This window comes from Luteibacter jiangsuensis (assembly GCF_030812295.1).
Lineage (GTDB): Bacteria > Pseudomonadota > Gammaproteobacteria > Xanthomonadales > Rhodanobacteraceae > Luteibacter > Luteibacter jiangsuensis_A.
Map to the genome: position 1 here is coordinate 968,697 of NZ_JAUSSK010000001.1, position 12,918 is coordinate 981,614.

Genomic DNA, 12,918 nt, shown 5'->3' on the forward strand with positions numbered 1-12,918 from the left:
GGACTTTTCTCCGTAACGGCGCATCGTTGCGTACACTTGTTCAGGACATTCTTAAGGACGAAGCCATGCCCACGATCCTGATCGGCCGGAACGACGAAACGGCCGTCGAACTCGACTCCCGCTACGGCAACCGCCACGGCATGATCGCCGGAGCCACCGGCACCGGAAAGTCGGTGAGCCTCATGCTGCTGGCCGAGGGCTTCTCGAAGCTGGGTGTGCCCTGTTTCCTCGCCGATGCCAAGGGCGACCTGGCCGGACTGTCCCAGGCGGCCGGTGCGCCCTCTGAAAAGCTGGCTGTCCGCCTGGCCAAACTCGGCCTCACCGACTGGAAGCCGCAGGCCAACCCGGTGGTGTTCTGGGACATCTACGGCAAGTCGGGCCACCCCGTGCGCGCCACGGTGTCGGAGATGGGCCCCACCCTGCTCTCGCGCATCCTGGAGCTCAACGACACCCAGGAAGGGGTGATGGAAGTGGTCTTCCGCGTGGCCGACGACGAAGGCCTGTTGTTGCTCGACCTCGCCGACCTGCGCGCGATGCTCGGCTTCGCGTCCGACCATGCCAAGGACATTTCCGCACGCTACGGCCTGATCAGCGCGCAGAGCGTCGCCGCGATCCAGCGGGCGCTGTTGAAGCTGGAACAGGACGGCGCGGATTCCTTCTTCGGCGAACCGGCGCTGGAGCTGGCCGACCTGATGCGCCAGGACATGAGTGGCCGCGGCGTCATCAGCGTGCTCGCCGCCGACACGCTGATCCTGAAACCCCGCCTGTATTCCACCTTCCTGCTCTGGCTGCTCTCGGAATTGTTCGAGCAACTGCCCGAGGTCGGCGACCTCGACGTGCCCAAGATGGTTTTCTTCTTCGACGAGGCCCACCTGCTGTTCGACGACGCGCCGCCCGCCCTGCGTCAACGCGTGGAACAGGTCGTCCGCCTGATCCGCTCCAAGGGCGTGGGCGTGTACTTCTGCTCGCAGAACCCGGACGACGTGCCGGGCGAGATCCTCGGCCAGTTGGGCAACCGCGTGCAGCACGCGCTGCGTGCGTTCACGCCGCGTGACCAGAAAGCGGTGAAGGCCGCCGCCGAGACCTTCGCCCGCAATCCCAAGCTCGATGTGGTGGAGACGATAGGCACGCTGGGCACCGGCGAGGCCCTGGCCTCCACGCTCGGCGACGGTGGCGTTCCCTCGCCGGTGCAGAAAGTGCTGGTGGCGACGCCCGTGTGCCGGATCGGGGCGATCACGCCGGAAGAGCGTGCCGCCGTGCGTTCGCGCTCCCCCGTGGGCGGCAAGTACGACACCCTGGTGAACCGCGAATCCGCGCAGGAACGCCTCGCCGTCCGCGCCAGCGAAAAGAGCGCGGACGACGCGCCGCCGGTGAAGCCGGCCGGCAAGGACGAGGCTGGCGACAGCGGCTGGGGCGGCGCCGTGCGCGACGCCGTCTTCGGCACCAAGCGCCGCCAGGGCATGATCGAGACCATGGCCAAGTCGATGGTGCGCACGGCGGGCTCGCGCGCGGGCCAGCAGATCGTGCGCGGCATCCTGGGCAGCATCTTCGGCGGGAAGCGCTGAGCGTGCCACGCCACGAACTGGCGGATGCCGGCACGCCGTTCGCCGAGCGCATCCGCATCGGATGGCGCTATCCGATGCGTGGCGCGGCGCCGCTCACGATCGGTGCCATCACGCTATTCGAGGCGATCGCCTTCCTGCCGGTGACGGGGTTGAAGCTGCTGGTGATCGGCATCGGCTGGATGGCGCTCTACACGTATGCCTTCGAATGCCTGCGGCACACCGCCGACGGCTACGCCGACCCGCCGGAGATGGCGATCCATACGACGGACGGGACCAGCATCGCGCTGATCCTGATCCAGCTGACAGGCAATGCCATCGCGGTGCTCGCGCCGATCTTCTTCGGTGTACCGGGGCTGCTTGTCTCGCTGGTGTTCGCCTTCGTGCTGCCCGTGATCACGATGTCGCTGACTTTCGACGGGGTCGGCGCCGCCTTGAATCCCGCCATCTGGGTCCAGGCGGTCGGACGCCTCGGCGGCAGCTACCTCCTGCTGTTCGCGATCATGCTGGCCAGCAGCCTGCTCCAGGCCGCCGCCCAATACGCGATGAAAGATCATGGTCCCACCTTCTTCGGCACGCTGGGTTACTACCTCGTCGCCAACTACCTCACCGTCTACAACTTCCACCTGATGGGTGCGCTGATCCACCATAAGCACGAAGTGCTCGGCTACCAGCCGGAGTCGATGGCGATCGCCGCCGTGACGGAACCCGACGACGACGGCGCGCTGCTCTCGCATGTGAACCTGATCGCCCGGGACGACGTTCCCGGTGCCACGGACATCCTCACCGAACGCCTGCGCGAGGGCGTGGCCCCGCCCGGCTTGCACCTGCGTTATCGCGAACTGCTGCGCATGCAAGGGCGGTTGCCGGAACTGCTCGTGCACGGCCAGATATGGATCGCGGCGCTGGTCGCCGGTGGCGAGTCGCGACGGGCGCTCGGCGTGGTGCAGGATTGCTTCGACGTCGATCCGTCCTTTCTTCCCGACGACACCGTCACCTGCGGGCCGCTTGCCGACACCGCGGCACACGGCGGCATGTCACGGCTCGCCCTGCACCTGGCCGAGGGTTACGTGCGCCGCTGGCCGCGCGACATGGGCGCGCCGCACTACGGGTTGCTGGCCGTGCGCATGCACGATCGTCTTGGCCAGCCCGCGGAGGCCGCTGCCCTGGCGCGCCAGCTCCTTGCCGATTATCCGGACCATCCGCTCGCGCGCGACATCGAGGCCTTGCTGGCCACACCCGCACCCACCCGGAAGGTCTCGCCATGAGCCGCTGGCGTCCGCCCTCGCCGTCTTCGACGGCGATCATCACGCGCGACGGCTTCGAACGCCTGAAGGCCGAACTCGACCACCTGTGGCACACGGTCCGGCCCGAGGTGGTCAAGGCGCTCGCCGCCGCGGCAGCCGAAGGCGATCGTTCGGAGAACGCCGAATACACCTACCGGAAGAAACAGCTCGGCGAGATCGACCGCCGTGCGCGTTACCTCAGCAAGCGCATTCCCGTGCTCAAGGTGGTGGAGGCCGCACCTTCGCAGCGCGATGCCGTTTTCTTCGGTGCGACCATCGAACTGGAAAACGTCGACACCGGCGACACCGTGCGTTACCGCATCGTGGGCCCCGACGAAACCGACGCGCGACGCGGCTGGATCAGCATCGATTCGCCCCTCGCCCGCGCTGTCCTGAAGAAGCGCGTGGACGACGAATTCGACGCCGAACTACCGGGCGGTCGCACCCGCTTCGCCGTGATCGCCGTCGGCTACGACTGAGCGTGCGAGTTGTTCGAGGCCGTCGGCGAATCGCGTCACGCGGAACGCGAAGGCGTCGATGGCGATGATGTCGACCTCGGCGCCTTCGCGGAGCGCCAGTTCGAGGCGCTCGCCTTCCTCACCGACGGGCGAGTAACCGAAGACATTCACGCCACCGAGCACATGGTGTATCCATCCCGCGACTTCCTCACGTCCCGCCCTGTCGAGCACCTCGGGCAACCGCGACAGCGCCTCGCGCGTGGTGTCCACGCCGGCCCGGATCACCCGGGCGACGTTCTCGTCCGAGCCGAACGCCCGGCGCATCCGGTCCATGTCGATCGCAGGCAAGGTCTGTCCGGCCCTGGCGAGCCAGTGCGCGACCGTCGCGTGGAAGGCTTCCAGGCGGATGGGCTTGCGCAGCAGGTCGTCCATGCCGGCCGCAAGACAGATATCGCGCTGGTCGGCACGCGCGTCGGCGGTCATCGCCACGATGGGCAGGCGTCGCCCGGTTCCCGCTTCACGTCGGCGCACTTCACGCGCCACCGCGTAGCCGTCCATGTGCGGCATGTGGCAATCGACCAGGAGCAGGTCGTAGTCGGCGAGTTCGAGGGCGGCGAGCGCGGCCACGCCATCGTCGACGATGTCGCAGCGATAGCCACGCAAGGCCAGCTGCACGCGCACCAGTTCCTGGTTCACCGGATGATCCTCGGCCAACAGGATGCGCGCCTTGTCCGGCTCGCCTTGTGGTAGGAGTGACGCCGGTGAAGCGGCTTCATCCGGCACGCGGGGCGCATCGGCCACCGCGACTTCCAGCGTCACGCTCACGATCGTGCCGCGGCCCGGCTCACTGTCCAGGGCGATATGCCCGCCCATGCGCTCGATCAACCGCCGGGAAATGCTCAGGCCCAGGCCTGTTCCGCCGAAACGCCGCGTCGTCGACGATTCGGCCTGACTGAACGGTGCGAAGACATGACGCAGTTTCGCGGCATGGATACCGATACCGGTATCCGCGACGACGATGCGCAGACGCTGGCGTGAACCGTGCCGCTCGTCGACGTGCACCTCCACGGCCACGTCACCGCTGGCGGTGAACTTGATCGCGTTGCCGATCAGGTTCAGCAGGACCTGGCGCAGGCGACCGTCGTCGACGACGACCGCCGGCGCCAGGTCGGGATCGACATGCATGCGCAGCGACAGGCCCTTCGCTTCTGCCTGGGCCGCCAGGATGGCGACGGCGCCCTCGACGATCGCACGCAGGTCCGACGGTTGCGGGTCGAGGGTGAGATGACCGGCCTCGATCTTGGAGAAGTCGAGGACGTCGTCGAGGATATGCAGCAACGCTTCGGCCGAGTGCTCGATCGTGGAAACCATCTTGCGTTGCCCGTCGTCGAGGCGCGTGCGCTCGAGGACGTCGAGCAAGCCGATCACGCCGTTCATCGGCGTGCGTATCTCGTGGCTGATCGTGGCGAGGAAGTCGCTCTTGGCTTGCGTGGCGGCCTCGGCCTCGTCGCGTGCATGGGCCAGCCCGCGCGCCGCCAGTTCCTGCGCGGTGACGTCCACCCAGTAACCGTTCCAGCGCACGCTGCCATCCGCCGCCGCGAGCGGCACGGCATCCGAACTGAGGTAACGGATGCGTCCGCCGACCTGCGCACGCACCGTCACGTGCAAGGGCGTGAGTTCGCGCGCGGACCGTTCGAAGGCCTCGCGCAGTTTCTCGCGATCCTCGTCCGCCACGGGCGTGAGCATCGTCGCGTCGCCAGCGAGCAGGTCGCCATGCTCCATGCCGAGGATGCGCTGCGGGTCGCCGCCGACATAGCTCATCGCATAGGCGGCATCGGTGCCGCGCACGGCCTCGTACACCACCGCCGGAACGTGGGCGGTGACTTCGGCGAGCCGCCGCTCGGTGCGCTCGCGCCGGCGGGTTTCCCGGCGCAGGTTGAGATAGGCGTAGCTGATGGCGACGAGCGAGATCAGCAGCACCGCGACGAATGGCAGCACGCGGCCGGCGACCTCGCGCCAGGTCGGGCCGACGACGTAGTGGGATGCGAACCAGGTGTTGCGGATTTCCTGCTGGCGGTGCGTGGGCAGATTGACGAGAACGCGGTTGACGAGGGGCAACAAGGGAGCCAGGTCGTGACGCACGCCCACCGCGATGGCTTCGGTGTCTCCGGTGGGTGCCGCGACCTTCAACTGGCCGAGGAAGGTCTCACGGATGTGGTAATCGACCGACGCGAGGTTGCCGACGAAAGCGTCGCCCTCGCCTGCCGCCAGCCGGCGCATGCCTTCGGCCTCGGTATCGACGGGAATGGTCTGCACGTTGGGAATGCGTGCCAGCAGGCGCCGGATCGGCTCTCGGGTGACGTTGCCGAACACGCGCTTTCCGGCTAGATCGTCGCGGCCGGCCATCGTTGGCGCGCCTTCGCGCGTCACGATCATGATCGGGAAGTCGAGGTAGGGAACGCTGGGCTCCAGGTACGGTGACGTGGCGCTCTGCGGATTGATCGCGGCGACCAGGTCCACCTCGCCCCGCTCCACCCTCTCCACGGTGCCCATCCAGTTTTCGCTGGGCACCTGGGTCAGGCGGATGCCCAGTTCGGCGGCGATTTCGCGCACGTAGTCGAGCGCCAGGCCTTCCGCCTCGCCCTGCCCCGATAGCAGGCTGAAAGGCGCGTAGCTGGGGTCCACGCCCAGGCGCAAAGGCGGCAAGGCGTTCAGCCAGGCCTTTTCCTTCTCGCTGAGCGGGATGTCGGTCTGCCGGGGTCGCGGTGCGATATCGCGGCCGACCCAGCGGGCGCGGAGCCGGCCATGGTCGGCGGCGGTCAGCTCGCCTACCGCGTGGTCGATGGCACGGCCGAGCGGCGCGCGGTCGGCCGGGACGGCGAATGCCAGCGCACTGATCGGCAACGCCAGCGGAGCGCCCACGCGAAGCTCGCGCTCGTACCCCAGGCGGGCCACGAATTCACGGGCGGAATAAGGATTGTCGAGATACGCCGTGACGTCGCCCGAACGTACCCGGGCCAACGCATCGGCCGTCGACTTCGTCTCGACGAGGGTGGTTTCCGGCAGTTCCCGGCGCAGCGCCGCCATGTCGAAGTAGCCCGCGTGCACGGCCAGGCGTTTGCCGCGCAGGTCGCCCGGCCGGTGGACGATGGGAGCGTCCGCGCGTTCCACCAACGAAGGCAGGGACTCGAAGTAGGTGGCACCGACGCGGATGCCCGGCATGCCCAGTTCCAGTGGGGTGACCGAGGTGGCGACGTCGATCTCGCCACGGGCCAGGCCCGCGAGCAGGTCGGGCCACGTGGCGTAGACCCGGGTCTGCAAGGTCACGCCGAGGTCGCGGGCGATCTCGCGCAGGTAATCCGGGCCCAGGCCCTCCAGCTCGCCGTCGCGCAGCTCGTCGAAAGGCGGATAGCCCTCGCGATAGGCGCCGACGGTGAGTACCGGGTGGTGGCGTAGCCAATCCGCGTCTTCACGCGAAAGCGCGCCATCCGGCATGGCCCGGATGGGGCCGGCCAGGCAGACCAGGAAAAGCAGGATCAGGCGTCGGATCACATCGCAGGCTTCGTCAGGGGAACCATCATGGGCATAATCGGTTCGAAGTTCGCTGTGTGTAATGAAACAAGGAGAACACAAGGCATGCCACTGAAGGTCATTCTGGCAGACGATCACCCCCTGGTTCTCGTCGGCGGCGCCCTTGCGCTGCGAAACGCGCACATCGACGTCGTGGGCGAGGCCAAGGCCGCGGACGAGTTGCTGGCCATGTTGGGCGAGCGTCCTTGCGACGTCGTTATTACGGATTTTCTCATGCCGAGCGATCGGCAAGACGACGGTTTCGCCCTGATCGAGACGATCGTGAAGGAACATCCGCAGCTTGCATTGGTGGTGTTGACGATGATCAACCGCCCCGCCGCGCTGCAGTCCATGCTCAACCGCGGCGTGCGCGGCATCGTGGACAAACGCGCCCCCATGGACGAACTGGCGACCGCCGCCCGTGCCGTGGCGGACGGCGAAACCTACCTGAGCGAAACGCTGCTCGACATCCTCAACGAGGCGGACGACGCCTCCGAAGCGATGCCCGGTGCGCCGCTGTCACCGCGCGAGACGGAAGTGATCCGTATGTTCGTCAACGGCATGTCGCTCCAGCAGATCGCCGACCGCGAAGGGAAATCCGTGAAGACGATCAGCCGGCAGAAGCGCGACGCGATGCGCAAGCTGGGTGTGGATCACGACAGCCTGCTAGGCGAATACGCGCGAGACCACGGCCTGGTGTAAGGGCCTCTGCAACGGACTGCTGGAAGACTGGTGGGAGCCGACCACTGAAGTCGGCTAACCACGCGGGTTTGGCTATCGCGAACTGAGCGGTGGCGGGTAGACGCGGCCGGGCCGCAGCGGCTGGAAGCACGGCGCGCTCATGTAGAAGGCCTCGTTCCCGGCCTCCGGATGCCATCCCGGAACACCCGACACCGGAAGCGGACGGAGTTCCTGTGGATCGCGGAGAGCGACACCGGCGGCGATCGCTTCCGCGCAACACGCAATGGCATCCGCCTCGCCCATCACCACCAGCGCCTTGCCCACCAGCAGCTTTCCCGGCGTGAGCGCATGCTCGAGCAAGGCGTGGCCGAAGACGTCGACACGCGCTTCACCGCTCGACCATGCCTCGCGATGCGTCCAGAACAGACGATGCCAGTCGTGCGCATCCCATGCGACCAGCATGGCCGGATCGCGCAGCGTCACGATCAATCCGGCTTCGTCGAAGTGCGTGAGCGCACACTGCGGACGCGAACGTTCGCGTGGCCCCATCACTCCGATTTCCGCCATCTGCCGCGCATTCAACGCGCGCTTCAACGCGGTGTGGCGCAGCCAGACGAAAGCGTTGAAGAGGTCGTGCCAGTTGTCCGGCCGCGTGGCGATGGCGCCGAGGCGCGCGATGCGTTCCTCATAGTGCAATCCGTCGGCGAGCAACGCGGCGTCTTGCCTCGCGAAGCGAAAGCCCGACGGGCCGGGCCACAGGCTGTTCAGGGACTCGACGTCCGGCCATGCCTCGCCTTCGACGAAGCCGGCGAAACGTGACCAGTGCGACAGCGGCGGTGACGCCAGCACGCGCCGGTCCAGCGCATCCCGCGTCGGCGCCACGTGCCGCATGGTGGCTCAGGCCAGGCGGCCGTAGAGGTCGTGCGCGTCGGCCTCTTCCACGACCACGTCGATGAACTGGCCCGGCTTGAGCAACTGGCCGTCGTCGATGCGCACGGCACCGTCGATCTCCGGCGCGTCGGCGCTGGAGCGGCCCCAAGCACCTTCCGCGTCGATCTCGTCGACCAGCACCTTGATCGTCCTGCCGACCTTGCGTTGCAGCTTCGCGGCGGAAATCTCCGCCTGCACGGCCATGAACTGCTCCAGACGGTCTTCCTTCAGTTCCTCGTCGATCTGCCCGGGCAGTTCGTTGGCGTTCGCGCCGTCCACCGGCGAGTAGGCGAACGCACCCACGCGATCGAGTTCCGCCTCGCGCAGGAAGTCGAGCAGCTCCTGGAACTCCTCGTTCGTCTCGCCGGGGAAGCCGACGATGAAGGTGCTGCGGATCGTGAGGTCCGGCACCTGGCGACGCCAGTTCTGGATGCGCTCCAGCGTCTTGTCGACGTTGCCCGGGCGCTTCATGAGCTTGAGGATGCGCGGGCTGGCGTGCTGGAACGGAATGTCGAGATACGGAAGGATCTTGCCCTCCGCCATCAACGGCATGACCTCGTCGACGTGCGGATACGGATAGACGTAATGCAGGCGTGTCCATGCGCCCAGTTCCGACAGGCCCTGGCAGAGTTCGGTCATGCGCGTGCGATAGGCCTTGCCCCGCCACTCGCGCTCGGCATAGCGGACATCCACGCCATAGGCGCTGGTGTCCTGCGAGATCACCAGCAGCTCCTTCACGCCCCCCTTCACCAGCTTCTCGGCCTCGAGCAACACCTGGTCGACCGGACGGCTGACGAGGTCGCCGCGCATCGAAGGGATGATGCAGAAGCTGCAACGATGATTGCAGCCCTCGGAGATCTTCAGATACGCGTAGTGCTTGGGCGTGAGCTTCACCCCCGTGTCGGGCACGAGGTCGATGAACTTGTTTCGCGTGGGCGGCAGGGCCGTGTGCACGGCGCTCATCACGCTGGCGTAGTCCTGCGGGCCGGTAATCGCGAGCACGTCCGGATAGCTTTCGCGGATCAGCGATTCGCGCTTGCCCAGGCAACCGGTGACGATCACCTTGCCGTTCTCGTGCAGCGCCTCGCCGATGGCGTCGAGCGATTCCTGCACGGCGGAATCGATGAATCCGCAGGTATTGACCACCACGGCATCCGCTTCGCCATAGCTGGGGACGATCTCGTAGCCTTCGACCTTGAGCTGGGTGAGGATGCGTTCGGAATCGACGAGCGCCTTCGGACAGCCCAAGGATACTATGCCAATACGGTTTCCGACTCGGGCTGAAGCGTTCATGGCAGGTGTATTCAAGGCTAAAAACGGCATAGTATACAGCTATTTGCGATTCAGCGATGCTCGACAGTGCACTGGTCACGGCGCAGACCGCCAGGCACAGTGCGTCGAACGGTGAGCGCGATCGAGACCTGGTGCTCGACAGGCCCTGCCCCTCCCGGACGAGGGCCTGAGCGCCTTCCGCCAGCGGCATGTCACCTAGGGCGCCGCAAAGGAAAGGAGATATCCCCTGACATCATCACCGGCTTGCGCCTGAACTACTTTCTATTGCGTCAAGTTCAGGTAAATACCAGCCACGAACAGCACGAGCGCCGCGACGGTCACGAGTTTTGCCGTCATGGGTGTGCGATATGTCCCCGCCCGAGCCTGCGTGTAGACCCCTCGAATCGAGTTGCCCAAAGGCGGCCCCGGCGTAAACGCCATGTTCCATGCGAGCAGTAGCATCGATGCCATGATTAGGAAATTGGCTGGCGTCGGTCGCCACAAGGCGTAGGCGACACCGCCCACGGCGAAAACGACGGCCAGAGCAGTGGCGCTTCTTGTTGATCCAGCCGTATTCATCGCATCTCTCCCGTTACCAACCGCAGCCGCCACCGGCGTCATAGTACTCCTGCATCGGCTCCGCGACGTTCCAGTCCGCATCGAACTGCACCGTCGCACCTCCTGTATTGGTGACGGGATACCCGAACAAGGCGTCGTAGGCCGATTGGTAATGGCCACGCTCTACTTCCGTGATAGCCGCCTGGGCGGCCTCGATGCTACCCGCGATCGTGCCGCCGATCGCGTCACTCAGGCTCGGGTCGTAGTTTTCGATCAGGTAGTTGATTCCCGTCCCGATCGCGGTGCCTGCCGCCGCGGCGGGCAACACGCGTTGAGAGGCAAAAAGCGTTGTCTCGGACAGTGCACTTGCGGGGCTCAGGCTGCCGACAGGAGCGGTGCGGAAATCAAGGTAGATCTCCTCCAGCGTCATGTCCGTGGTCGGGGCGGCCGCCGCGCTGCCTCCGCCCGTGCTCCCACCACCTGCCGAGCCACCGCCACCACCCTCCTCGCCGCCACCTGGGAGCAAGTCAGGCTGCACCGTGGACACCTGCGCGGCAAAGGATGCGCGCACCGCGTTACCCGAATATTTTGTGACAGCCGCACGCACTGCGGCGCTATCGAACGCTCGGGCGACGCGCAATAGGGCCTTGTCGCTCAATCGCTTCGCGAAGGTGGAAAGCAGCGGCGTGTCGTGTGTGCCGCGCGTGCGCTGGTAGTGCTTCGCGATCGCTGCAAGTTCTTTGTCAGATAATCGGCCGATCAATTGCTCGGTCGAAGCGGCGGCGAAGTTGGCTTCGATCACGTCACCGAAGTTGTTATCCACGCTCTTCTCGTCCGCACCAATGACCCTCACCGATGCACCGGTCGGCGCGTGTGTGGTTAGGCCACTCCGAATGCTCGCAGTGAGATTCAATGATTTAGGTGTCCCTGCGGTACGCAGGTCCGCCCACGGGTCACCACCGCCATCGCCACCATCGCAGACCGGCATGAGGTCGGATCTAACGGTGACTGGCGCGGTAGAGCCGGCAAATGCCATCGCGCTGACGGCGGACGTCGCCAGCGCGATGGCGGCTGCGAGTGCAATACGATTCTTCATGAATTCACTTCCTTGAAAATCCCCCTGCAAGGAAGACCGTATTTGCAGGCGATGACTGCGCCAACCCGGCAGGAAAACGCGAGTTCGCGAAAACGTGCGGCGGTCCGTTCAGAGTTTCCATTCAACGGGCTGACGTGCATGGGCGCCTAACGCGTCGAGTAGGCATTCGCCTACAAGAAACCTTGCGAAAAGCCCTTTTTCGGCAGTCGCGTTCTGTGACGTGATTGGCATTCCAATGCGCTATGCCACCGCCCGCGACCGAGGCCCTATCCCAACGGAGCCTAGGCGACCAAAGTCCCTACAGCCCCCGGCACTGAAAAAGACAATCTTGCTAACGCTAGCTTGTCAGGCGATACCCGATCCAAACTCGCCGTAAATGGGTGACAAGGACGAGCAATGCGATCAGAAACAGCGATAGGGCGGCGAAGGGAATATCCATGGCGGCAAACGTCTCTTGCTTTAGCACCGGCGGAAACACGAAGATCACTGCGCCGACGACGGCAACAGCCACACGACTCGGAAAAAGCGCCCATAGACTCACTATCACACCGGCGCCCGTGAGGAAGCCGATGTCAAGGAAATGGGCGTCCTCATTCACCTGGTACCAGCCGTAGCGCATTTTGAACGTCGCGTAGCTCGCGGCTAGGCCAAAGCATGCAAGAACCAAGAACAGAGCGATCTTCACGGGCCTACTCCGCAAACTGTTGGCTGTCGATGATGTCATGCTGGTTCTTTTGCCACGTCTGTTCGACCTGGGGTGCCCAAATACTTTGCAGCAGTGGATTCTGGTGCCAGTCATTGCCTTCACCATAACTGCGAAGGGTGGTTGTGCCATCGCTGTTTTTTTCGCCGAAGCGCATGACGTAGCCTTCGGCCAGCTTATGCTCCCCTGCGATGGTGTAATTCACGACGATGTCGGAATACTTCGCTGGATTTTCTTCGGGCAGCCGAGCGAAACGAATCCGACTTTGGGAGCGGCCTGGGACGTTGCCGTGAGTGCCGGAGAGAGGAAACCGCGCACTATAAACTCGTCCCGCATTTCCTGGCTCCGCCTGGTGCGGGGCTCGGCTTCGCCCTCGCGTTGGTCGTGTGCGTCGCAGGGCGCTGCCGGGGGTTGGTGGAAGAGCAAAGCCCGCCACGTGCGGCATACGACTGGCCGTATCAGCCTCACCCGCGTGGGGCTGACACGGAACGGCTTGCCCCACGTCGCGGGCATTGCTTGTGCCCCACGACACCTCAGTGCCCGGAAGAGCCGTCGGCCGCCGCCCTCGGCGCGACGGGGCGCCAGCCATAGAACATGGCCGCGCAGCGGCCTCCCTTCCCGAGCGACGGTGCAACCGGAGCGACGAGGGTGGCGGCCGACGGCTCTGCCCCGCGCATCCCAATGCAAGGGCAAAGCCGAGCCGGCGCAAGAAACTGGCCCGCTGCCGCGGGATCGCCGACAGGGTCGGCTCCCACAGACACGGCCTCCCGGTTAACCTTCGTGCTCCCTACCCCACCCCGAC

At 65.7% G+C, this 12,918-nt stretch carries 11 protein-coding genes; 4 read left to right on the forward strand and 7 right to left on the reverse strand.

What is annotated here, in order from left to right:
- The first annotated feature begins 65 nt into the window (after positions 1-65).
- The 3 genes from J2T07_RS04215 to greB are packed head-to-tail and all read left to right on the forward strand — an operon-like array spanning position 66 to position 3,327.
- Complete coding sequence (locus tag J2T07_RS04215) at positions 66-1,565, forward strand: helicase HerA-like domain-containing protein (protein ID WP_306847514.1); 1,500 nt, start codon at positions 66-68, stop codon at positions 1,563-1,565.
- Positions 1,566-1,567: 2 nt separating this feature from the next.
- A complete protein-coding gene (locus J2T07_RS04220; protein ID WP_306847516.1) occupies positions 1,568-2,830 on the forward strand; it encodes a hypothetical protein in 1,263 nt (420 codons plus the stop codon).
- Positions 2,827-3,327 (forward strand): transcription elongation factor GreB, encoded by a 501-nt coding sequence (greB, locus tag J2T07_RS04225; protein WP_306847518.1) that lies wholly within the window; start codon positions 2,827-2,829, stop codon positions 3,325-3,327. Before J2T07_RS04220 ends, greB begins: the two co-directional genes overlap by 4 nt.
- On the opposite strand, the gene J2T07_RS04230 is transcribed toward greB, so the two are convergent.
- A complete protein-coding gene (locus J2T07_RS04230) occupies positions 3,277-6,858 on the reverse strand; it encodes an ATP-binding protein (RefSeq protein WP_306847520.1) in 3,582 nt (1,193 codons plus the stop codon). The two genes, greB and J2T07_RS04230, sit on opposite strands and share 51 nt — an antisense overlap.
- A gap of 84 nt (positions 6,859-6,942) precedes the next feature.
- On the opposite strand from J2T07_RS04230, the gene J2T07_RS04235 reads away from it, so the two are divergent.
- The gene (locus tag J2T07_RS04235) at positions 6,943-7,578 is read left to right on the forward strand and encodes a response regulator transcription factor (protein WP_306847522.1); all 636 of its coding nucleotides are present in this window, start codon (positions 6,943-6,945) and stop codon (positions 7,576-7,578) included.
- Between the two features lie 72 nt (positions 7,579-7,650).
- Here J2T07_RS04235 and J2T07_RS04240 read toward each other — a convergent pair whose 3' ends face one another.
- The 6 genes from J2T07_RS04240 to J2T07_RS04265 form a co-directional block, all read right to left on the reverse strand.
- On the reverse strand, positions 7,651-8,448 hold the full coding sequence (locus J2T07_RS04240; RefSeq protein WP_306847523.1) for a DUF3025 domain-containing protein: 798 nt from the start codon (positions 8,446-8,448) through the stop codon (positions 7,651-7,653).
- Between the two features lie 6 nt (positions 8,449-8,454).
- The gene (gene rimO / locus J2T07_RS04245; protein WP_306847525.1) at positions 8,455-9,780 is read right to left on the reverse strand and encodes a 30S ribosomal protein S12 methylthiotransferase RimO; all 1,326 of its coding nucleotides are present in this window, start codon (positions 9,778-9,780) and stop codon (positions 8,455-8,457) included.
- Between the two features lie 261 nt (positions 9,781-10,041).
- Positions 10,042-10,338: a hypothetical protein gene (locus J2T07_RS04250; RefSeq protein WP_306847527.1), complete on the reverse strand. Its 297-nt coding sequence runs from the start codon at positions 10,336-10,338 to the stop codon at positions 10,042-10,044.
- A 13-nt stretch (positions 10,339-10,351) separates the two neighbouring features.
- Positions 10,352-11,413 (reverse strand): hypothetical protein, encoded by a 1,062-nt coding sequence (locus J2T07_RS04255; protein WP_306847529.1) that lies wholly within the window; start codon positions 11,411-11,413, stop codon positions 10,352-10,354.
- A 337-nt stretch (positions 11,414-11,750) separates the two neighbouring features.
- The gene (locus tag J2T07_RS04260) at positions 11,751-12,098 is read right to left on the reverse strand and encodes a hypothetical protein (RefSeq protein ID WP_306847531.1); all 348 of its coding nucleotides are present in this window, start codon (positions 12,096-12,098) and stop codon (positions 11,751-11,753) included.
- A gap of 4 nt (positions 12,099-12,102) precedes the next feature.
- Entirely contained in the window at positions 12,103-12,321 is a 219-nt protein-coding gene (locus tag J2T07_RS04265; RefSeq protein ID WP_306847533.1) for a hypothetical protein, read from the reverse strand.
- Positions 12,322-12,918: the final 597 nt, after the last annotated feature.

Coding starts and splice junctions, on each gene's coding strand:
- J2T07_RS04235 (WP_306847522.1), top strand. CDS start 6,943: ATGCCACTGAAGGTCATTCTGGCAGACGATCACCCCCTGGTTCTCGTC.
- rimO (WP_306847525.1), bottom strand. CDS start 9,780: ATGAACGCTTCAGCCCGAGTCGGAAACCGTATTGGCATAGTATCCTTG.
- J2T07_RS04240 (WP_306847523.1), bottom strand. CDS start 8,448: ATGCGGCACGTGGCGCCGACGCGGGATGCGCTGGACCGGCGCGTGCTG.
- greB (WP_306847518.1), top strand. CDS start 2,827: ATGAGCCGCTGGCGTCCGCCCTCGCCGTCTTCGACGGCGATCATCACG.
- J2T07_RS04255 (WP_306847529.1), bottom strand. CDS start 11,413: ATGAAGAATCGTATTGCACTCGCAGCCGCCATCGCGCTGGCGACGTCC.
- J2T07_RS04250 (WP_306847527.1), bottom strand. CDS start 10,338: ATGAATACGGCTGGATCAACAAGAAGCGCCACTGCTCTGGCCGTCGTT.
- J2T07_RS04215 (WP_306847514.1), top strand. CDS start 66: ATGCCCACGATCCTGATCGGCCGGAACGACGAAACGGCCGTCGAACTC.